Genomic DNA, 20,939 nt, shown 5'->3' on the forward strand with positions numbered 1-20,939 from the left:
GAGTAGAAATGAGCCACGGAAAAAGTATCAAGCTGTTTTTGGTTGATGGTTCGATAAATGGCATCTTGACGGCTGAAATTATCAACTGGACTGGTCATGTTCTTTCAGCACCACGCACTAAACTCACTGATCTCATCCAACGAGAAGAATGTGCCAGAACTGGTATCTATTTCCTTGTGGGTCAAGATCCCGAAGACTCATTACCAAGCGTCTATATTGGTGAATCGGATGATGTCGCTAACCGTTTGAAACAGCATAACCGTACTGAAGAAGCAGGTGGAAAGGATTTCTGGGAAAAAGTATGTCTGGTCACGGGTAAAGACCAAAACATCACCAAGACCCATATTAAGTACCTTGAAAGTCGCTTGATTGATATTGCGAAGCGTAGCGGACAATGCCTACTCCAAAATGGCACAGCACACCTCTACAACCGCCTACCTGAATCAGATACAGCGGATATGGAATACTTTCTCGAACAAATACAAGTGGTTCTACCTGCCCTTGGGTATACATTCCTTAAGGAAATAAAATATCCAAGTGAACAGCCGAAAGTAAACAGTATTGTTCCTGCTTCAGTGGATACTTCCAATACAGAAGCAGAATTTTATCTATCGACTAGAGATATCAATGCAAAGGCGAAAGTGATTGATGGGGAATTTGTAGTATTGAAAGATTCTCAAGTCAAAGAAATTCCTTCTCAATCTACACATTCATATATTAGTAAACTAAGACCAACGCTTATCGAGCAAGGGATTATTTCTGTTGATAGCTTTAGATTTACCCAAAACTATATTTTTTCTAGTCCTTCTGCTGCTGCAGCGGTAATCAACGGTCAAGAAACAAATGGGCGAAAAGCATGGAGAGAAATAAATACACATTTGCCCTATGCTCAGTGGCAACAAAACCAAGTTGAGCGTGTAATCCAAGAATAAATGAAATTGTGGGGGTAAAGCGGTAAATGTCAGTACAGAGCGAAGAACAACTTGAAAATGAATTGATTCAGCACTTAAAGACCTTAGGCTATCGTCAAGTTGATGTAAAAGATGAAAAGCAGCTCCTGATCAATCTCAAAACCCAGATTGAACAAGCCAATGGACTTTCTGTACTTTCTGAAAATGAATGGGCTCAAGTCCTCAATCATCTGAAAGCTGGCAATAGCTTCAATTGTGCCAAAGTGCTGCGTAATCGCTTTCCAGTGACCTTTGATGATGGTTCTACACGCCACATTGATTTTTTGTTTGCTGACCCTCAGAAAAACATCTACCAAGTCACCAATCAGATCGCCATCGATCATAGGGCAAGCAACGGACATACCAGTCGCTTTGACGTCACATTGCTCATCAATGGCCTACCATTGGTACAAATTGAGCTCAAACGTGCAGGCGTAGAACTTCCTGAAGCCTTCAATCAAACGCAGCGCTATGCCAAGGATGCGTACGGCAGCGGATCAGGTCTGTTCAACTACATTCAGATTTTTGTCATTAGTAATCGTGACCATACGCACTACTACTCCACGGGCACAAAAAATTTCGAGTTCACCTTTCCTTGGGCTGACTTCGACAACAAGCACATCCACAAGATAGATGCCTTTGCAGCAAATTTCCTCAACCATGAGCACATCACCAAGATGCTCACTGAGTACATGGTAATTCAGACCCCCAAAGAAATAAAAGTTCTGCGTCCCTATCAAATATACGCCGTACAGCAAATCATTCAGCGTGTACAGCATTCACAGAAGAATGGCTATATTTGGCACACTACGGGCTCAGGTAAGACACTCACCTCGTTCAAAGCAAGTCAGCTCATCATGCGCTTGCCTGAAGTTGAAAAAGTGCTCTTTGTAGTGGATCGTAGTGACCTCGACACCCAAACCGTGCGTGAGTTCAATGCCTTCAAAGAAAATAGTGTAGACACAACAAAGAATACAAGCACATTGGTTGCTCAATTAGGTCAAACCCATGACAAACTCATTGTCACTACCCTACAAAAGCTCAATATTGCAATCAGCTCTGACCGCTATGCAGATCAAATTGGCTATCTCAAAGACAAGAAAGTCGTAATCATTTTTGACGAATGTCATCGCAGTCAATTCGGTGATACGCATCGAAATATCAAGCGTTTCTTCAACCAAGCACAAATGTTTGGCTTCACTGGTACACCAATCTTTGAGAAAAATAGCCAACTCAAGATAGACTCCAAAGCAGTAACCACCAATGCCCTCTTCGATGAATGCTTGCATAAGTATGTGATCACAGATGCCATCCGTGATGGTAATGTCCTACCGTTTCAAATTGCCTACTTGGGTAAATACACCAGCAATGGCATAGAGAATAGTGACAGCTATGAAGAAGACGTAGAGGGTATCGACACCAAAGAGTTGTTCGACAACCCTGCTCGCCTAGAAATGATCACACGCTACATCGTTGACAATCACCACATCAAAACCAAGAACAGAACCTTCACCGCCATGTTCTGCGTCAGTTCTGTGGAAGTGCTCACCCAGTACTACGATCTATTCCAAAAAGTACAGCAAGAGAAGCAGCAACACGCCATAGATAATGGAGAAATATATAATCCACTCACTATTGCCACTATTTTCTCCTTTGCAGCCAATGAAGAACGTACCGTAGACGATCAAACTGGACTCATCGAGGAGGAATCTGCTGAACTTCCTAGCAAGATCAGTCAATCAAATAGAGATAAGCTGGATCAGTATATTGCGGAGTACAATGCTAAGTTTGGACAAAACTTCAACTCAGGTGAAGAGTTCTACCCCTACTACCGTGATATTGCCAATCGTGTACGCAAAAAAGAAATCGACATCTTGTTGGTCGTGAATATGTTCCTCACAGGCTTCGACTCAAAGCCACTCAACACCCTATATGTAGACAAGAACCTCAAATATCATGGCTTGATCCAAGCCTTTTCACGTACCAACCGTATCCTCAATGCAGATAAGCCATTTGGGAATATTGTGTGCTTCCGTAATCTCAAGCAAGCTACAGACCAAGCTCTCACGCTCTTCTCAAATCGTGCAGACGCAGAAAAGATTGTCCTCATTCCAAGTTTTGAGAGCATCAAAGCAAAATACAATGCAGCGGTAGCACATTTGCTCAGTATTGCCCCTGATCCTGATCAAGTCCCGAATACCCTACATACTGAAGAACAACAGCTAGAATACGTCAAAGCCTTCCGTGAGGTCATGCGTATCAATGCACAACTGGAAAACTTCGTAGAGTACGATCAAGATGATACAGCGCTCAACAAAGCAGAGTTCCAGAGTCATACATCGCAATACAAGTATCTGTACAACAATGTACGTATCATGCAGCCTAAAGACAAAGTATCGGTACTCAACGATGTCAACTTCCAACTGGAGCTCATCCACAGAGATACTGTGAATGTGGGCTACATCCTCAACTTGCTGCAATCAGTCGTCAACAACAAAGATCCTGAGAAGAAGAAGCAATATCGTGCACAGGTGCAAGACATCATCTCCACCAATCACAACCTGTACGACAAACAAGAACTCATCCAAAAATTCCTCGATGAAAACATTCCACGCATGGCCAATGGTCAAAGCGTAGAAGAAGTATTCTCAGCATTCTGGGATGTGGAAAAAGAAAAGGCATTGGATGAGCTATGTCAGCAAGAAGCACTCAAACCAGAAGTATTCAAAGCGGTCCTAGGACAGTACGAATACACCAAACGTTTGCCAAACCGTGAAGATGTCAAAGACCTACCAATCAATCGTCCGAAGATATCAGAACGTAAAACCCTCATGAACACACTGGTGCTCAAGACTCGTACCTTCATCGATAAGTTCTACAAGGGCCTGTGAGATCCAAACAAATATTAGTAGATTCCCCCAAGATAAAACCGAAATCCCCCTAATCCACTAGGGGGAAACAGGTAAACAGCAAAACCTCAAATATTCCCCACTTCATTTACCATTTTCTCTGCGCTCAGCTCGAGCGATGTACTGACATCTGATGAATCATCCACGATTCTGACCGCATCGCAAATGAGCATGAAGAAATGGTCTGGGTGGTATTTTGTGGAACCCTGACAGGACCCCATCGGACTTTCTGGAAGATGGACCACATTACGGTCCGAAATGGTTGTATCTTTTTTCAGCTATATAGACGTAAAAAACCCCATAACTCAAAGAGTTACGGGGTTTTGAATTTGGTGGGCCCACCCAGACTCGAACTGGGGACCAACGGATTATGAGTCCGCTGCTCTAACCGACTGAGCTATAGGCCCTATAATTGAATTTGTTATATTTCAACAAGTTCAAGCGCAAAGAATACTAGCGAAGATTTTTTAAAAACACAAGCCATTTTCAGAAATTGCTGTATAGATAGTCAGCAGACGAATTTGATTATTATTGAAATATAAAAACTACACCTTCACTTTCCGAAACATTGCCCGATGCAACTTTAAACGCTTCTCTTTACGCACTTCTAAAAACAACTCAAACATTGACCATACCAAGACCAATAACAACACAGTCAATGCCACAAGAAAAGTCGTCAAATAAGCCACTTTAGTATCCTTCCATGATGCGTGGAATAGTGAAATGATGAATAGAATCATAGCTAATTACGACCAAAGTCTAATGATTTACAAATCATTTGAATAGTGCATTTTTGCTCAATTTAAGACTTAATTTCTCTCAATTCATATATTTTTAATATTAAAAACAAAGTATTTAGAGTTAAAACCAATAAAAGATATAACGCTATATCAACTGCATCACTTGAGATTGCTATATTTCAAACAATTTTCTGTTGACTCTTATATAAAACAAGCAGAAATTATGCATTTCCAGATTCATCAGCTGTTACATCTATGTTGAAAAAATTTATAGGCGAATCCGCATTCAAACTTGCAGGATGGCAATATCAGGTAGAACCCAACGTCCTCGAAAACAAACAAGTGATCGTCGGTTTTGAACACACCTCAATGATGGATGCAATCCTCTCGCTTGCTCTGTTCCAAATTTATGATATTAAAATCCATACTTTAATCAAAAAAGAGCTTTTTAAAGGGCCACTTAAACCTATTTTAGAAAAAGTCGGCGGTATTCCAGTAGACCGTAAATCTAACAAAGATATTGTGTCGCAAATGGTCGAACTTTTTGATCAAAATGAACATTTCAATTTGGTCATCGCACCAGAAGCAACTCGCGCAAAAACAGGTGAAGCCCGCAAGCCAATTCGTACAGGTTTTTGGCATATTGCCAAAGCAGCCAATGTGCCTATCGTTTTAATGTATGCCAACTCACAAACCAAACAAGGTGGGATTTTTGGCAAAATCTATCCGACAGATTTAGATCACGATATGGCACTTATCCAACAATTATATAAAGAACAAGTGGGCTTAGATATTGTCATTCCTGAGCCAAAAACAACTCAAAGCAACACTTAAAAAACCTAAAACTCTGCCCTTTATCTAAAAAAAGGGCTTATGTTAGAATGGGCGCAATTTTGATAGGCATACTGCCAATCTGTAAGGAGCATAGTTCGCATGGCGGGTCATTCCAAGTGGGCCAACATTAAGCATCGTAAAGCCAAACAAGATGCTAGTCGTGGTAAGTTGTTTACCAAATTTATTCGTGAATTAACAACTGCTGCAAAGCTCGGCGGTCCAGATGCGGCAAGTAACCCTCGTTTACGTGCTGTTGTGGAAAAAGCACTTTCAGTTAACATGACACGTGACGTCATTAACCGTGCCATCCAGCGTGGTGCAGGCGGTGAAGATAACGACGATCTTAAAGAAGTAACCTATGAAGGTTATGGTGTAGGTGGTGTTGCGGTTATTGTAGAAACCATGACAGACAACTTAAACCGCACCGTGCCAGATGTACGTCACTGTTTCTCTAAAACTGACGGTAACTTAGGCACCAATGGTTCTGTAGCATTCCTATTCACCAAACGTGGTGAAATTTCATTTGAAGATTCATCTTTAGAAGATCAAGTGATGGAAGTGGCTTTAGAAGCTGGCGCAGAAGATATTGAAGTGTCTGAAGATGGCATTTTGGTTATTACTACGCCAGAAGCTTTTGGTATAGTTCAAGATGCGCTAACAGCAGCAGGTTTGAAATCTGACAATGCTGAAGTGGTTATGAGTCCATCGACCAAAGCAGAAATTACAGACATCGATCAAGCGAAAAAAATTATGAAAATGATTGATATGCTTGAAGATTTAGATGATGTTCAAAACGTATATACCAACGTTGAATTCTCTGATGAAGTTTTAGCACAATTAGACGCATAATCGGTCTAACTGCAATTCCTAAAAACGCACGTTCTCGTGCGTTTTTTTATAGATCCAGTCAAAATAATTCTAAGATTCTAATAAATTAAACTTTATTTAATAAACCATGACAGTTTAAAACATCATATTCTTTAATCACAAAGCTAGAATGCAAACCTGCCACATGCTCAATTTTACCAATCCGTTTTAATAAAATTTCGCTGTAATTTTCCATATCTCGTGCCACAACCTCTACAATAAAATCTGCAGTCTGTCCTGTCACCAAAAATGCACGTATCACTTCAGGAATGCTTTCCAATTCATCCAAAAATTTGGCAAAAATATCGGTATCGTGTTTGCTCAAAGACACCTGCAATAACACATGCAAACTAAAGCCCAGTTTTTGATAATTAATTTCACGCTTTAAACCTGAAATAATTTTATGATCGATCAGACTTTTAATACGGCGATGCACCGAACTTACCGACAGATTAACCCGCTCGGAAAGTTCATTCAAATTGACATCTTCATTGCTTAAAATTTCTAAAATATGCTTATCGTAGCGATCTAATTCCATTTTCAAGCACTCAATCTAATCTGATAAAATTTAAACTCATGCTGCCATTATACTTAAATTATTTTGCAGACTAAGCATCTTTATCGAAAATTATTTTCCATTATTAAAGCAAAATGTTTATGATTCAACAGATCACCGCTTATCGTTTTGAACAACTTAACAGACAAACGGAACAGCTTTCTAATTTATTGATTTCCAAATTTTTAAATTTAAAAAACTCAACAAAACAACGAATCTACTCATACATTTTCACAATCCCGACCGTCTATCTTTTACAAGTGTATAGAAATGTATTAAAACAGATGCGCTCGACAATAAGCACAATGCAGCACAACAAAACCAATAAAAATACAAGGAATCGTCATGGCTTTTAAATCTCTAAGCTTGCTGAAAATAAAATTAGCTCTGTATTTACCGTAGAAACTCAGACCAGCTCTTTATTCGATGGACTCTTAAGTGGTGGCTCTTTAAGCAATACCTTTTCTGGTTTGCTTGGCAGCCTGACTAGTTCGACCTCGACCACACCTACCCTAGATTCTTTATTAAAAAGTTTACTCTCTGGCAGCAGCTTAGATAGTTCTAGCCTAACCAATCTAATCAGCCAATTTTCAAGCTCGAATACCAACTTAGATATCACCAGTTTAATTAGCAAACTGACACAATCCAATGGCGGTAGCTTCGATATTGCTTCCATCACCAATTTACTCAGCGGCATGATTGGCAGCAATGCAGGTGATTTAGATATTACGAAACTCACCCAATTAGTGAATGGATTAATCTGTGGCAATACAGGTAATCTTGACATTGCTCAAATTACTCAATTGATCAGCGGTTTGATTTCGGGCAATAGTGACCTCGATATGGCTGCAATCACACAACTGGTTGGTGGTTTAATTGGCGGCAATACTGGCAATTTAGACGGCATGGATATCGCAGCGATTGCTGAATTGGTAGGCGGGTTAATGCAAGGCAATGCTGATCTTGATATTGCACAAATTGCTCAACTGGTTAGTGGTTTGATTGGCGGCAACATCGGTGGAGGTTTAGGCGGCATGGATATCGCGGTCATTGCAAAACTTGTAGGTGGCTTAATCCAAGGTAATGGCGATCTTGATATTGCAGAAATTGCACAATTGGCAAGCGGCTTAATTGGCGGTAACATCGGTGGTGATTTAGGTGGGCTAGATATCGCTGCCCTAGAACCAATTCTTGCGTTGCTTAATCCTGAAGGTCAGCTTGCAAGTGACTTTGATCTAGGTGGTTTATTAAATAATCTGACTGGAGATACAACTGGCGGTTTCAGCTTAGATGACTTAAGTGATGACTTTGACAACTTAATTTTTGGTTCAGATTTTAACATCAGCGACTTACTGCAAGGTGCGTCATCTACAACCAGTTCAGAGATCAATATTGATAGCTTAGTCCCTGCATTAGGCGATGCATTTGGCAATTTAACTGGTGGCACATCAGACACTCAATTTGATTTAGCTACCCTGCCAAATTTGGTACAGACTTTTGATTTGAATAACTTAAATTCTTTGTTCTAATCCTTGGTTTTAGGTTTTTATACATCAGTATCCAAAAAATACGCGCAGATTGCGCGTATTTTATCTGAGGCGATAACATTTAAATACCGCGCCAATCTACACGTGCATTACGCTCAGTTTGATAAATACGAGAAACATATTGCCCTAAAGGTAAATCCAGCAAATATTTTTTATAATCTTTAAATTCTTCAGAAATCACTTCATCATGTTCTTTTTCCCACGGCGTTCCAGAAATTTCCAAAATAGGTGCAAGCATCGAACACACTGAAATATCGGCTAAACCTAAACGCTCACCCACAAAATAACGCCCGTAATTATCAATCAAATGCTGATTTAAAATGACAATTAATTCATCCATCCGCTGTTTGGATTCTGCAACTTTATCTTGATCGAGCTGATAGCCCTTAGACACCAAGGCTTTAATAATTGGCTTGGAATATTTAGAAAATTGACGCAAATAGCCTTTTTCGCCAATTAAAATTTCCAAAGGTTCTTCACTTTCAGATAATGCATGCGCCAACCCCCATCGACGCACATGCTGCCCCAATTCATCAGCCAAAGTATTTATGGCCAACGCATGTTTATATTGTTCGGCATCACTGCGTAACAAGGCATGTTCGGGGTAAATATCATCTAGATATAAAGCAATTTGAGTCGAATCTGCTATCCAGCGATCTTGATCACGTAAAATAGGTAATTTATTTTGCCCTGTTTTTAATTGGGCAAAAGCGCGATGCACGCCTGGAATTAAGTTTTGCGCATCATAATCTAACTCTTTATGATCCAATAACCAGCGAGCTTTCTCACAAAAATGAGACAAAGGAAACTGGTATAAGATGCGCATAAAATCTCCATATTTAAAATTTTGATATCCAAAGCAGTATCAATACTGTGCTTGTCATACTTTAGTCATAGCCTCTTATAATTACAATGTACTTTTTATTCAAAATTCAGGCGAAACAGTCAGCAATTCAAAATCAATTCCGAAAAGAAATTCAACATACAGCATCAAGCACGCTAGATTGGAGAAACATCTGTCCGATGACCTGACTTTATCTGCCCTTTCATGTAAAATCGTGCCTAATTTTTAAATAACACGTTGTGAGTTATTCATGGGTTTTAATTGTGGTATTGTGGGCCTGCCAAACGTTGGTAAATCTACGCTTTTTAATGCTTTAACCAAAGCTGCAATTGCAGCGGAAAACTTCCCGTTCTGTACCATTGAGCCAAATACAGGCATTGTACCTGTGCCAGATTCACGTTTGGACAAATTGGCGGAAATCGTAAATCCGCAACGTGTATTACCAACCACGATGGAATTTGTGGATATTGCAGGTTTGGTTGCAGGTGCATCTAAAGGTGAAGGTTTAGGTAACCAATTCCTTGCCAACATTCGTGAAACCGATGCGATTGCGCATGTAGTTCGTTGCTTTGAAGATGAAAACGTCATTCACGTAAATGGTAAAATTGACCCATTAGATGACATTGCAACCATCAATACCGAACTTGCGTTGGCCGATTTAGAAACGGTGAGCAAAGCCATTACACGCTTAGCAAAATCTGCCAAAGGTGGCGATAAAGAAGCCGTAGCGACCAAAGCCGTTTTAGAAAAAATCCAACCTTTACTGGATGATGGCAAGCCTGCACGTGCAGCCAATTTAGATGACGATGAACGCAAATTGGTTCGTGGTTTTGGTTTATTAACCTTAAAACCAACCATGTATATTGCGAACGTGGCAGAAGATGGCTTTGAAAACAACCCGCACTTAGATGCAGTCAAAAAACTTGCTGCAGAAGAAAATGCGATTGTGGTGCCTTTATGCAACCAAATTGAAGCCGAAATTTCATTACTTGAAGATGAAGACCGTGCAGAATTCCTAGAAGCTCTTGGTATGGAAGAACCAGGGCTGAACGTAGTGATTCGTGCAGGTTATGCGCTGTTAGGTCTGCAAACTTACTTTACTGCAGGCGTACAAGAAGTCCGCGCGTGGACAGTGAAAGTAGGTGCAACTGCACCACAAGCAGCAGGCGTAATTCACACTGACTTTGAAAAAGGCTTTATCCGCGCAGAATGTATTGCTTATGAGGATTTCGTACAATACAACGGCGAAGCAGGTGCAAAAGAAGCAGGTAAATGGCGCTTGGAAGGTAAAACTTATATCGTACAAGACGGTGATGTTTTACACTTCCGTTTTAATGTTTAATTGTTTTTATGTTTAGTTTTAGAACAATGCTTACAGCCGAGCATTGATTCAATAAAAAAACCTCGATGCTTACATCGAGGTTTTTTTATGGGCGATTCCGCATCACATTAATGCAGAACAACCTCAATTAAGACTGCACCACATTGCCCTTTTGTTTCGGGTCAGTATTGCCCAATTCAGGATGCGCCAAAGCATCAGCACATTGTTTTTTATCCCGTTCATAATCAACTTGTTTTTGTGCAAGACTGCTTGAACTGTCAATCGTCGCACGTGCCCAAATTTCCAAACTGGTCAAAGCCTTACGACACAGCGCATATTTCCCTTCCGTTACAGAGTCGGTCATTTTGACATTAATACGCCAGTCGGTACTTAATTTACGGGCAGGTTTGCGGACTTTATCTTCAATTAAGTTACGCTGTTTACGATACACGTACGGCTCAACTTCATTCATTAATTCCCACGCGGCTTGCGCATACACAGTCGCATCATTGGTGAGTTTTGGAGCAGGCTTAATTTCTACTGTTTTTTGCGGGTTGTTGTCATTGCTACACGCTTGCAATAACAGGCTACTGCATAACATTGAAGCAAGCAGGATTACAGGTGTTTTCAATTTCAACATATCGGTTCGCCCATACAAACAATTCGGCATCATGCTAATGAATTCAAGTATAATACACAATCTTCATTTGACCCATCGTTCAACTTTCTCCCACAAGGTGTGTCGTGTCCGTACACAATATTCAAACTGCGCCCGCAGCAAGTTTTTGGCAAGGTGCAAAAGATAGTCAGGCGATTATTTTCACCTATCTGCCTGTTTCTTTTGCTTTTGGTGTTTCTGCAACTCAATTCGGCTTTAGCGCATGGGAAGCCTTATTTTTATCTTGCTCGATGTATGCAGGGGCGAGTCAATTTTTAGTCGTTGCCTTATTGGGCAGTGGAACTTCAATCTGGATGACCGCATTAACGGTAATCGCCTTGGATATTCGACATTTACTTTACGGCCCGGCCTTACAAAACCTGATTCAAGATCGTTTAAACCTAAAAAAAACTGCAATTTGGTCATGGGGTCTGACCGATGAAGTTTTTGCCTCAGGCATGATTAAACTGTCACAGCGCCGTCAGGAATGGTCTGAATCATGGATGCTTGGACTGAGTTTATTTAGTTGGTTGTCTTGGGCATTAGGCTCTTTGTTAGGCGGATTATTTGCCGATCAAGTCACTAAAATGCCACAGTTTTTGCAAGCGGCGCTCGACTTTTTACTGCCCGCTTTATTCCTTAGCTTCTTATTGGCAGCATTTGAAAAGAAACACACCTTTGTCGTGGGAATCACCATTCTAGTATCTGCCGTAGCTTGTTATTTTATTGACTTATCTGCTGCAATTTTTATTGGGATTTCTTCAGGTATTTTGGCGGGATTATTTAAACACTATGTTTTAAAACAACCCGACCCTGAACATACAGGATCAAAATCATGAGTTTAGAAATTATTTTGGTCGGTATTATAGTCGGTATCGCAAACTTCGCCTCACGTTTTGGGCCATTCTTTGTGATTCAGAAGTTTCAACAAGGCTCGCAACAACGTGGTGCTTTATGGCTTAAAATCGCTTTAGGCAGTATTGGTATTGCTGCAATTAGCTCTATGCTTGTGGTTGCAACCTTGCCACCTTTGCTTGAAACACCCAATAAAAGTTTTGCGATGTTGATTGGCTTTTTAGTGCTGACAGGTTTGTATTTTAAGTTTAAGAAAATCGTCCCTGCCACGCTTACCGCAGCCATCACCTATGGTTTAATTTATACCTATGTGCCATTTTCGTTCTAATGTTGCTGAAATTTAGAGGTTGGATCGCCCAAATGAGCTATTTCAGGATTCAGCCCTAATTACTATAAAGCACTGAATGCAATACAACGAGATGACAAAATCATGATTTTATTGCAAACAGGGCTTAACTCATGGAACAGTTCTGCTATGCTAAAAGCCCACTTTAGCAAGGACGATTCACATGAGCGTGACCATTGGTACTCCCCTTCAATCTTCTGCTTTCAAGGTTTTGCTATTGGGTTCAGGGGAACTCGGTAAAGAGGTGGTAATTTCACTGCAACGCTTAGGCGTAGAAGTACATGCCGCCGATCGCTACGACCATGCGCCAGCCATGCAAGTCGCACATTATGCTTATACTTTAAACATGGCAGATGCCACAGAATTAAAACAACTGATTGAAAAAATTAAACCCAATTTAATTGTGCCTGAAATTGAGGCGATTGCGACATCAGTTTTACTTGAAATTGAAGCGCAAAATATTGCAACAGTGATTCCATCTGCCAAAGCGGTAAATTTGACCATGAACCGTGAAGGCATACGTCGTTTAGCTGCGGAAGAATTAGGTTTGCCGACATCCGCTTATCGCTTTGCCAATTCACTCGAATCTTTCCGCGCTGCATGTGATGACATTGGTTATCCAAACTTTGTGAAGCCTGTGATGTCATCTTCAGGCAAGGGACAATCGCGTGTCACCTGCTTTGATGAAGTTGATGCAGCTTGGGAATATGCCCAGACTGGCGGACGCGTCAATCAAGGCACTGTGATTGTTGAATCACAAATTGACTTCAATTTTGAAATTACCTTATTAACCGTACGTGCTAAAAATCCAGAAACTGGTGCGATTGAAACTTCATATTGCGACCCAATTGGTCACCGTCAAGATGCAGGCGACTATGTAGAAAGCTGGCAACCTCAAGCCATGAGTGATGCTGCCTTGACTGAAGCCAAACGAATTGCACACAAAGTGACTACTGCCTTAGGTGGTTGCGGTATTTTTGGTGTAGAGCTGTTTGTGAAAGGCGATAAAGTCTGGTTCAGTGAAGTCTCTCCACGTCCACACGACACAGGTTTGGTGACATTGGCTTCACAATTCCAAAGTGAATTCGAATTACATGCCCGCGCGATTTTAGGCTTACCTGTCAATACCACACGCCATAGCGTTGCAGCCAGTGCAGTGATTTATGCAGGTGTCGATGCAACAAATCTTTCATTTTCTGGCCTGAATCTTGCATTAGCACATCCCGATACAGATTTACGTTTATTTGGCAAACCTGAAGGTTTTGAACGTCGTCGTATGGGCGTTGCCACTGCGCGAGCAGAAACCACAGAGCAAGCGCGTGAGCTAGCTCAGCAGACTGCGGACACTGTTCGTGTTCATTTAAACGAAAATCAAAATTAAGCTCGTCATTGCATAACGGAATTGTCCATGATCATTACATTACCCTTGCTGAATTATGTAAAAAGCAACCATGACATTCAGGCCATTAACCAATGGCGCACCGATGTCGAAAATCAGCTACAACAATGTTTTGAAAATGGACAATCCATTCGTGAAGTGATTTTGGCGCGTTCTAACCTGATTGATGAAGCGCTCACTTTCTTATGGCAACATGCTGAATTAGACAAAACCGATTTAAGCCTATTTGCGGTAGGTGGCTATGGGCGCAAAGAAATGCTGCCCTATTCAGATGTCGATATTATGGTGTTATCGGAAGATGCAATTACAGCAGAACAAGAACAACTTATTTCGACCTTTATTTCATCTTTATGGGATGTTGGCAATTTCAAACCTGCCACCAGCGTGCGGACTATTCAGGACTGTGTGATTCAGGCAACCAGTGATTTAACTGTTGCGACTGCCTTGATTGAAGCGCGTTTAATTACGGGAAATCAGCAGCTTGCCAAATGGCCGCGTCGTATTGTTTCGCAAACTTGGACAGATAAAACTTTTTTTGATGCCAAAATGGAGGAACAAAGCAAGCGTTATGCGCAGCACAATGACACCGAAAGTAATTTAGAACCCGATATTAAAAATGCTCCGGGCGGTATTCGTGACATCAACCAAATTGGCTGGATTGCCAAACGCCATTTTCGGGTCAATCGTATTTACGACTTAGTGCATTTAGGTTTTATTTCAGAGTTTGAATTGGGTGTACTCGAAGAAGCCGAAAGCTTTTTATGGGAAATTCGTCATCATCTCCACCGTTTAACCAAACGTGATGAAAACCGTTTATTGTTTGATTATCAACGAGATATTGCAGCAACTTTTGGCTATGTTCGAGAAGAAGGTAAACCGCAAAATTACCCGATTGAACAATTTATGAAGCGTTATTATCGCTCTGCACAGCAAGTTTCCACTTTAAATGAAATGTTGCTGGCCTATTTTAATGAGTCGGTCATTACCCCGCGTTTGCCTAATTATGAACGTAACATTGAAGAAATTAATGAAAATTTTAAACTGGTCGATGGCAAACTTGCCGTGCAGCACCACAAAATTTTCTCAGAAAAACCAAGCGCAATTTTAGAAATTTTCTATTTATTGGCCAATCGTCCTGAAATTGAAGGAATTCGCGCACGAACACTGCGCCTGCTGACACTTGCAGCCAAGCGTATTGATCAAAGTTTCCGTGATGATACAACGCATCAAGCGCTGTTTATGGCAATTTTGCGCTCACCGCACCGCTTGTATAATACCTTGGTGACTATGAAACGCTTAGGTGTATTAGGCAATTACATCCCCGCTTTTGGTCAAATTACAGGTTTAATGCAATACGACTTATTCCATATTTATACAGTCGATGCGCACATTTTACTATTACTCCGCAATTTAAGCCGCTTCAAAGAACCTGAATTCGCGAAAGATTTTCCTGTGGTCAGTTCGGTATTTCAGCGTTTAGCCCGTCGTGACATTATTTATTTGGCTGCGATTTTCCATGATATTGCTAAAGGTCGTCGTGGTGATCACAGTGAACTTGGTGCGGTAGATGCGATTGAGTTTTGCCGTAAACACGGATTTACTGAACGTGAATGTAACCTTGTGGCATGGTTAGTCAAAAATCACTTGTTGATGTCAGTCACAGCACAGAAAAAAGATATTTCTGACCCCGATGTGGTCAAGGAATTTGCCGAAAAAATGGGAGATATGGAGCATTTAGATTATCTCTATACCTTAACGGTTGCTGATATTAATGCGACTAATCCAACACTCTGGAACTCATGGCGTGCATCCTTAATGCGCCAACTTTATACGCAAGCGCGTGATGTCATTCGCTCAGGACTTGGGCGTCCCGTCGATTATCAAATGCTGATTGAAGACACCAAATTTGCGGCAAGCGAGTTACTGGTTAAAGATTTTGAACTCAGTGCTGTTGAAAAAGTCTGGCAAGAACTGGGCGATGAATACTTTATTAAAGAATCTGCCGATGAAATTGCATGGCATACCCGCGCGATTTTGGAGCATGGCGATAATCCTGCACCATTAGTGCTCATGCGCGCGCACCGAAAATCAGCACAAGACGCAGTACAAATCTTTATTTACACGCAAGACCAACCCAACCTATTTGCCACAACTGTCGCTATTTTAGACCGCATGAACCTTGACGTTCAGGATGCACGAATTATTACTGCGACCAAAGCCTTTAGTTTGGATACTTACGTGGTCTTAGACCGTTTTGGCACACTCTTAACAGACCCTGAACGTGAAGAAATGGTGATTGAGGCTTTAGTGAATGCCTTGAGCCAGTCAGATAAATATCCGGGTCTGATGCAACGCCGCATTCCGCGTCAATTACGTCATTTTGACATTGAAAATACAGTAGAAGTGACTTTCAATGCAGCGCTGAATCAAAACATGGTCGAAATTGCCACACTAGATCATCCCGGGTTACTCGCCAAAATTGGCGGCTTGTTTATGATGCAAGGCTTAGATATTCACTCCGCCAAAATTGCCACCCTGGGCGAACGTGCCGAAGATATTTTCTTCGTCACCAAAAAAGATGGCAACCCAATGACAAAGTCTGAAGCAGATACCTTTGCCATCCAGCTCAAAGCTGCTTTAGATGAGGCCTCTAATCAGGTCTGTGGTCAACATTAACTTCAATTTACGGAACATCCATGAACTCAAGTTTGTCCTTATTACATCCTTACCCTTTTGAAAAGTTAAACAAACTATTTCAGGACGTACAACCTGCAAATTTGCCGTTAATTCCACTGTCTATTGGCGAACCTAAACATCCTGCACCTGAATTTGTCAAACAGGCCATTATTGATAATTTTCAGCATTTATCAACTTATCCGAACAGCAAAGGTCTGCCTGAATTACGTCACAGCATTGCCCATTGGCTGACACAACGCTTTCATTTAAAGCAAGTTAACCCAGACACACAAGTACTCCCCGTTTCAGGTACACGTGAAGCGATTTTTTCCTTTGTACAAGCCTTGATTCGACGTGAAGATGCGCCTTATGTAGTGATGCCCAATCCGTTTTATCAAATTTATGAAGGGGCAACTTTATTGGCAGGTGCTCAACCCTATTTCATCAATTGCACCGAAGACAATAATTACTTGGGTGATTTTGATGCTGTACCTGCAAAAGTCTGGGAAAAAACTGCTTTATTATTTGTCTGTACACCGGGAAATCCAACGGGTGCTGTCCTTTCAAAAGAACAATTTAAAAAGCTGATTGCCCTGTCAGATCAATATAATTTTGTCATTGCATCTGATGAATGTTATTCAGAATTATGGTTTGACCAAGCGCCTACAGGTTTACTGGAAGTCTGTGCCGAACTTGGACGCGATGACTACAAAAACTGCATCGTATTCCATTCTTTGTCTAAACGCTCAAACTTACCCGGCATGCGTTCAGGCTTTGTTGCGGGCGATGCCAACTTATTAAAACCTTATTTGCAATATCGTACCTATCATGGTGCGGCAATGCCTGTACAACATCAATTGGCATCTATTGCAGCTTGGGATGATGAACAGCACGTTGAAGATAATCGTCAACAATATCGCGCCAAGTTTGAATTATTCCAAACGGAACTTGGGCATTTACTGCCATTAAAAAAACCAGATGCAGGTTTTTATTACTGGCTCAAAGTCGACCATGATGAAAATTTTGCCAAAATATTGATGGAAAAAGCCCATATTAAAGTGCTGCCAGGTCGGTATTTATCTCGTGAAACCGCACAAGGTAACCCGGGTGAAAACCATGTTCGCTTAGCTTTGGTTGCAGATTTGGCGCAATGTGAACAAGTAATTCAACGTCTTAAAGCGATTTTATAAGTTAATGATTTCAACTAAATTTAAGGCGATCATCTGATCGCCTTAATCAGGGTCTGTTGACATTTCATAAATGGCTTGCGCTGTAGGCTAAAACTGAGCAGATCAGGCATGAAACGCAAGTAATAGCGAGACTATTGCCAAGTTTCATGACGCAATCTGAGAAAGTTTTAGCCACATGAGCAATAACAAAGCACTGCTTTGTTTGCTGCGCAAGGGGACAAGCATATTTTTTGCTGCTATTGCGTTATGAGTCAGTTATTTAGAATGACTAAATTTCCTGTCTCATGCCTTATATCAGCTAAAAAATATGCGTTGTCGCAAATATAGACGAAGTGTCAACAGACCCTAAATTATTTGCACAAGCGCAAGCCTTTATCGTAAAGCCTTTTCAATTTCCGCCTGCAAATCTTCAGGTTTTGTGGTCGGAGCAAAACGGTTCAACACCTTGCCATCTTTGCCAATTAAAAACTTGGTGAAATTCCATTTAATTCCGTTGCCCAAAATACCTTTACTGTTATTGGTCAGGTAACGGAAAATCGCATGTGCTTCAGGCCCTTTCACATCAATTTTGCTAAACATTGGAAAACTGACACCATAGTTTTTTTGGCAGAAGCTCCCAATTTGCTCATTGGAACCTGGATCTTGCCCACCAAACTGATTGCACGGAAAGCCCAAAACTTCAAGACCTTGGTCTTTATATTGTTGGTATAACTTTTCCAAACCCGCAAATTGAGGCGTAAAACCACACTTGCTGGCTGTATTTACAATCAACAAAACCTTCCCTTCATAATCGCTAAAGGCTTTATTTTGTCCATCTAACAACTCAGCTTCAAACTGATAAATGTTGGTCATGGATAATTTCCCTCATCATTTTTTTCTTGTGTTTTGAGTTCTAAAGAAGCCGAATTGACACAATAGCGCAATCCTGTTGGCTGTGGACCATCATCAAAAACATGCCCTAAATGTGCGTCACAATGATGACAAACAATCTCAGTACGCTGCATGCCGTGCGAACCATCCTGATGTTCTTCAATCACCCCAGGCTGGATTGGACGATAGAAACTTGGCCAACCGCTACCGCTGTCATATTTTGTTTCAGATGAGAATAGCGCTGTACCGCAACAACAACAGGTATAAATCCCCTCTTGTTTAGTATTCCAATATCTCCCCGTAAAAGCAGGCTCCGTGCCTTTTTGACGTGTAATCCGAAATTCCTCTGGTGATAACTCTCTTTGCCATTCTCGGTCTGTTTTATTGAGTTTTCCCATCACTAACTCCTTTAAATCTTTGACATTCAGTGTCATGCTTCAGTACTTCCATTTTTACGCTAGACCTTGCAAAATATCTAGCTAAATTTCAGCATAGATTGTGATATTTCAGTAATCTATAATTTATTTATCTTCTAATCATTGGATGGAACTATGTCCGTACTAGGTAACACGACTCCGCGCGAAATAAAAAAATCATCAAAACTTGAGCATGTATGCTACGACATTCGCGGACCTGTGTTACGAGCGGCCAATGAAATGGAAGAGGCCGGTCATAAAATTATTAAACTGAATATTGGCAACCCTGCCCCATTCGGTTTTGAAGCGCCACAGGAAATTATTAATGATGTCGCATTGAACTTGCCTAATGCGATTGGTTATACCGACTCCAAAGGGATTTTCCCTGCGCGTAAAGCGATTTGTCAGTACTATCAGCAAAAAGGCATTTTCGATATGCATGTCAATGATGTGTATATAGGCAACGGCGTGTCTGAACTGATTGTTATGGCGATGCAAGGCTTGTTGGACGATGGCGATGAAATGCTGGTACCAATGCCTGACTACCCGCTTTGGACTGCGGCAGTGAATTTATCGGGCGGTACTGCTATTCACTACAAATGTGATGAAGAAAACTTTTGGTATCCAGACATTGCCGATATGGAAAGCAAAATCACGCCAAATACGCGCGGTATTGTCATTATTAACCCGAATAACCCAACGGGTGCGGTTTATCCACGTCATGTGTTGGAACAAATTGTAGCATTGGCAAAAAAATATGACTTAATTTTATTTGCCGATGAGATTTACGACAAAATTATTTATGACGGCATTGAGCATGTTGCGGTTGCAGCTTTAGCGGGTGATCAACTCTGTATCTCATTTAATGGCTTGTCTAAATCGTATCGCATTGCGGGCTTCCGTTCAGGCTGGATGGCGATTACAGGCGATAAATCACGCGCTGCAGACTACATTGAAGGTTTAGACATGTTGGCGTCTATGCGCTTGTGTGCCAACCATCAGGCGCAGTACGCGATTCAAACAGCATTGGGTGGTTATCAGTCTATCAATGACTTGATTCGTCCGGGTGGTCGTTTATACGAACAACGTAACATTGCATGGGAAATGCTGAACGACATTCCTGGCGTGTCTTGTGTCAAACCTGAGGGTGCAATGTATTGCTTCCCGAAACTTGATCCAAACGTCTATCCAATTGAAGATGACGAAAAGTTAATGCTCGATTTACTCAAAGCAGAAAAAGTTTTATTGGTTCAAGGTACAGGTTTTAACTGGCCAACGCCTGATCATTTCCGTGTCGTGTTCTTGCCTGCAGAAAATGAATTACGTGAAGCAATGACACGTTTAGGTCGTTTCTTGGCAAAAATCCGCTAAGATCAAACCGAATCTCTGTTTTAAAATGCCGTGTTGATCACGGCATTTTTTATGGATTTGATTTTTATTTCTATTTTATCTTTACATCTCTTGTTCATCATCAAGTGGTCACATAGCAAAGCGATACTCAGACACTTGGGGATACACTTTTACACGCCCGCAAAAGCATGCTGTAATAGCCACAAGCGATTAAGTTTCAGGAACTGAGCATGCACTACCAAGTTCATCTTATTGATGCGCAGAAACCATCACAAAACTATATTTGGTTGCTTGAACATTGTGCCAGCAAACAAGTGGTGGTGGTTGACCCAACTGATGCCAAACCTGTTGAAGGTTTTTGCCAAAATCATGGTTTAGAGATCGCGCAAATTTGGTTGACACATTGGCATCAAGACCATATTGGTGGTGTACCTGAACTCATTGCAGAACGTAATTTACCTGTTTATGGGCCACGTGAAGAATTGTGTTAGCGGCAGTGTAAAAATGACCCCCTAATGGCATTTAAAAACTGACCCCCTTGGTTAATATAGCGGTCATTTTGGACTGCTCAACATGTTAACTTTGGAGCAAGCAGTGACAATCCAAATACT

Annotated in this window: 18 protein-coding genes, 1 tRNA gene and 1 pseudogene; 13 read left to right on the forward strand and 7 right to left on the reverse strand. The window is 41.1% G+C overall.

What is annotated here, in order from left to right; translation table 11 throughout:
* Nucleotides 1–8: 8 nt before the first annotated feature.
* Both AC07E5_RS01540 and AC07E5_RS01545 read left to right on the forward strand, forming a co-directional pair.
* On the forward strand, nucleotides 9–932 hold the full coding sequence (locus AC07E5_RS01540; protein WP_498624511.1) for a GIY-YIG nuclease family protein: 924 nt from the start codon (nucleotides 9–11) through the stop codon (nucleotides 930–932).
* Between the two features lie 26 nt (nucleotides 933–958).
* Nucleotides 959–3,841, forward strand: coding sequence for a type I restriction endonuclease subunit R (locus AC07E5_RS01545; RefSeq protein WP_498624512.1), 2,883 nt, complete (start codon nucleotides 959–961; stop codon nucleotides 3,839–3,841).
* Nucleotides 3,842–4,189: 348 nt separating this feature from the next.
* On the opposite strand, the gene AC07E5_RS01550 is transcribed toward AC07E5_RS01545, so the two are convergent.
* Together AC07E5_RS01550 and AC07E5_RS01555 are read right to left on the reverse strand one after the other, a co-directional pair.
* A tRNA-Ile gene (locus AC07E5_RS01550) sits at nucleotides 4,190–4,266 on the reverse strand.
* A 138-nt stretch (nucleotides 4,267–4,404) separates the two neighbouring features.
* Nucleotides 4,405–4,548: a hypothetical protein gene (locus AC07E5_RS01555; protein WP_154320842.1), complete on the reverse strand. Its 144-nt coding sequence runs from the start codon at nucleotides 4,546–4,548 to the stop codon at nucleotides 4,405–4,407.
* A gap of 306 nt (nucleotides 4,549–4,854) precedes the next feature.
* Between AC07E5_RS01555 and AC07E5_RS01560 the strand changes: the two genes are divergently transcribed.
* Nucleotides 4,855–5,433, forward strand: coding sequence for a 1-acyl-sn-glycerol-3-phosphate acyltransferase (locus AC07E5_RS01560; protein WP_104851825.1), 579 nt, complete (start codon nucleotides 4,855–4,857; stop codon nucleotides 5,431–5,433).
* Nucleotides 5,434–5,532: 99 nt separating this feature from the next.
* Complete coding sequence (locus AC07E5_RS01565) at nucleotides 5,533–6,282, forward strand: YebC/PmpR family DNA-binding transcriptional regulator (RefSeq protein WP_070155957.1); 750 nt, start codon at nucleotides 5,533–5,535, stop codon at nucleotides 6,280–6,282.
* A gap of 85 nt (nucleotides 6,283–6,367) precedes the next feature.
* Here AC07E5_RS01565 and AC07E5_RS01570 read toward each other — a convergent pair whose 3' ends face one another.
* Entirely contained in the window at nucleotides 6,368–6,838 is a 471-nt protein-coding gene (locus tag AC07E5_RS01570; protein ID WP_004971430.1) for an Lrp/AsnC family transcriptional regulator, read from the reverse strand.
* Between the two features lie 488 nt (nucleotides 6,839–7,326).
* Here AC07E5_RS01570 and AC07E5_RS01575 point away from each other — a divergent pair, with 488 nt between their 5' ends.
* Complete coding sequence (locus AC07E5_RS01575) at nucleotides 7,327–8,385, forward strand: hypothetical protein (RefSeq protein WP_498624513.1); 1,059 nt, start codon at nucleotides 7,327–7,329, stop codon at nucleotides 8,383–8,385.
* A 79-nt stretch (nucleotides 8,386–8,464) separates the two neighbouring features.
* On the opposite strand, the gene AC07E5_RS01580 is transcribed toward AC07E5_RS01575, so the two are convergent.
* Complete coding sequence (locus tag AC07E5_RS01580) at nucleotides 8,465–9,229, reverse strand: glutathione S-transferase family protein (protein WP_096902290.1); 765 nt, start codon at nucleotides 9,227–9,229, stop codon at nucleotides 8,465–8,467.
* A 268-nt stretch (nucleotides 9,230–9,497) separates the two neighbouring features.
* Here AC07E5_RS01580 and ychF point away from each other — a divergent pair, with 268 nt between their 5' ends.
* Nucleotides 9,498–10,589: a redox-regulated ATPase YchF gene (ychF, locus tag AC07E5_RS01585; RefSeq protein ID WP_004971435.1), complete on the forward strand. Its 1,092-nt coding sequence runs from the start codon at nucleotides 9,498–9,500 to the stop codon at nucleotides 10,587–10,589.
* Between the two features lie 127 nt (nucleotides 10,590–10,716).
* Here the strand turns inward: ychF and AC07E5_RS01590 are convergent, their stop codons facing one another.
* Nucleotides 10,717–11,208 (reverse strand): hypothetical protein, encoded by a 492-nt coding sequence (locus AC07E5_RS01590; protein WP_498624514.1) that lies wholly within the window; start codon nucleotides 11,206–11,208, stop codon nucleotides 10,717–10,719.
* Between the two features lie 119 nt (nucleotides 11,209–11,327).
* On the opposite strand from AC07E5_RS01590, the gene AC07E5_RS01595 reads away from it, so the two are divergent.
* The 5 genes from AC07E5_RS01595 to dapC all read left to right on the forward strand — a co-directional run bounded on the left by AC07E5_RS01595 (nucleotide 11,328) and on the right by dapC (nucleotide 17,692).
* Nucleotides 11,328–12,065, forward strand: coding sequence for an AzlC family ABC transporter permease (locus tag AC07E5_RS01595; protein ID WP_179989883.1), 738 nt, complete (start codon nucleotides 11,328–11,330; stop codon nucleotides 12,063–12,065).
* Nucleotides 12,062–12,409 carry an L-valine transporter subunit YgaH gene (ygaH, locus tag AC07E5_RS01600; protein ID WP_179989735.1) on the forward strand — a complete coding sequence of 116 codons (348 nt, stop codon included), beginning with the start codon at nucleotides 12,062–12,064 and terminating at the stop codon, nucleotides 12,407–12,409. The genes AC07E5_RS01595 and ygaH overlap by 4 nt, the downstream gene beginning before the upstream one ends.
* A gap of 181 nt (nucleotides 12,410–12,590) precedes the next feature.
* Nucleotides 12,591–13,808: a formate-dependent phosphoribosylglycinamide formyltransferase gene (gene purT / locus AC07E5_RS01605; protein WP_498624515.1), complete on the forward strand. Its 1,218-nt coding sequence runs from the start codon at nucleotides 12,591–12,593 to the stop codon at nucleotides 13,806–13,808.
* Between the two features lie 27 nt (nucleotides 13,809–13,835).
* The gene (glnD, locus tag AC07E5_RS01610; protein ID WP_178865516.1) at nucleotides 13,836–16,502 is read left to right on the forward strand and encodes a [protein-PII] uridylyltransferase; all 2,667 of its coding nucleotides are present in this window, start codon (nucleotides 13,836–13,838) and stop codon (nucleotides 16,500–16,502) included.
* A 20-nt stretch (nucleotides 16,503–16,522) separates the two neighbouring features.
* Complete coding sequence (gene dapC, locus AC07E5_RS01615) at nucleotides 16,523–17,692, forward strand: succinyldiaminopimelate transaminase (protein WP_104851821.1); 1,170 nt, start codon at nucleotides 16,523–16,525, stop codon at nucleotides 17,690–17,692.
* 372 nt (nucleotides 17,693–18,064) lie between these two features.
* On the opposite strand, the gene AC07E5_RS01620 is transcribed toward dapC, so the two are convergent.
* Nucleotides 18,065–18,544: a glutathione peroxidase gene (locus AC07E5_RS01620; protein ID WP_096902294.1), complete on the reverse strand. Its 480-nt coding sequence runs from the start codon at nucleotides 18,542–18,544 to the stop codon at nucleotides 18,065–18,067.
* A complete protein-coding gene (msrB, locus tag AC07E5_RS01625; RefSeq protein WP_498624516.1) occupies nucleotides 18,541–18,960 on the reverse strand; it encodes a peptide-methionine (R)-S-oxide reductase MsrB in 420 nt (139 codons plus the stop codon). The genes AC07E5_RS01620 and msrB overlap by 4 nt, the downstream gene beginning before the upstream one ends.
* Before the next feature lie 153 nt (nucleotides 18,961–19,113).
* Here msrB and AC07E5_RS01630 point away from each other — a divergent pair, with 153 nt between their 5' ends.
* Nucleotides 19,114–20,349 carry a pyridoxal phosphate-dependent aminotransferase gene (locus AC07E5_RS01630; RefSeq protein WP_004971448.1) on the forward strand — a complete coding sequence of 412 codons (1,236 nt, stop codon included), beginning with the start codon at nucleotides 19,114–19,116 and terminating at the stop codon, nucleotides 20,347–20,349.
* A gap of 209 nt (nucleotides 20,350–20,558) precedes the next feature.
* A pseudogene (locus AC07E5_RS01635) lies at nucleotides 20,559–20,813 on the forward strand (MBL fold metallo-hydrolase); the annotation flags it as partial.
* Between the last annotated feature and the right edge of the window lie 126 nt (nucleotides 20,814–20,939).

This window comes from Acinetobacter seohaensis (assembly GCF_056431365.1).

Bases quoted from the DNA above. Each gene is read 5' to 3' on its own strand.
- AC07E5_RS01540 (WP_498624511.1), top strand. From the start codon at position 9: ATGAGCCACGGAAAAAGTATCAAGCTGTTTTTGGTTGATGGTTCGATA.
- AC07E5_RS01545 (WP_498624512.1), top strand. From the start codon at position 959: ATGTCAGTACAGAGCGAAGAACAACTTGAAAATGAATTGATTCAGCAC.
- AC07E5_RS01560 (WP_104851825.1), top strand. From the start codon at position 4,855: ATGTTGAAAAAATTTATAGGCGAATCCGCATTCAAACTTGCAGGATGG.
- AC07E5_RS01565 (WP_070155957.1), top strand. From the start codon at position 5,533: ATGGCGGGTCATTCCAAGTGGGCCAACATTAAGCATCGTAAAGCCAAA.
- AC07E5_RS01570 (WP_004971430.1), bottom strand. From the start codon at position 6,838: ATGGAATTAGATCGCTACGATAAGCATATTTTAGAAATTTTAAGCAAT.
- AC07E5_RS01580 (WP_096902290.1), bottom strand. From the start codon at position 9,229: ATGCGCATCTTATACCAGTTTCCTTTGTCTCATTTTTGTGAGAAAGCT.
- ychF (WP_004971435.1), top strand. From the start codon at position 9,498: ATGGGTTTTAATTGTGGTATTGTGGGCCTGCCAAACGTTGGTAAATCT.
- AC07E5_RS01590 (WP_498624514.1), bottom strand. From the start codon at position 11,208: ATGTTGAAATTGAAAACACCTGTAATCCTGCTTGCTTCAATGTTATGC.
- ygaH (WP_179989735.1), top strand. From the start codon at position 12,062: ATGAGTTTAGAAATTATTTTGGTCGGTATTATAGTCGGTATCGCAAAC.
- purT (WP_498624515.1), top strand. From the start codon at position 12,591: ATGAGCGTGACCATTGGTACTCCCCTTCAATCTTCTGCTTTCAAGGTT.
- glnD (WP_178865516.1), top strand. From the start codon at position 13,836: ATGATCATTACATTACCCTTGCTGAATTATGTAAAAAGCAACCATGAC.
- dapC (WP_104851821.1), top strand. From the start codon at position 16,523: ATGAACTCAAGTTTGTCCTTATTACATCCTTACCCTTTTGAAAAGTTA.
- AC07E5_RS01620 (WP_096902294.1), bottom strand. From the start codon at position 18,544: ATGACCAACATTTATCAGTTTGAAGCTGAGTTGTTAGATGGACAAAAT.
- msrB (WP_498624516.1), bottom strand. From the start codon at position 18,960: ATGGGAAAACTCAATAAAACAGACCGAGAATGGCAAAGAGAGTTATCA.
- AC07E5_RS01630 (WP_004971448.1), top strand. From the start codon at position 19,114: ATGTCCGTACTAGGTAACACGACTCCGCGCGAAATAAAAAAATCATCA.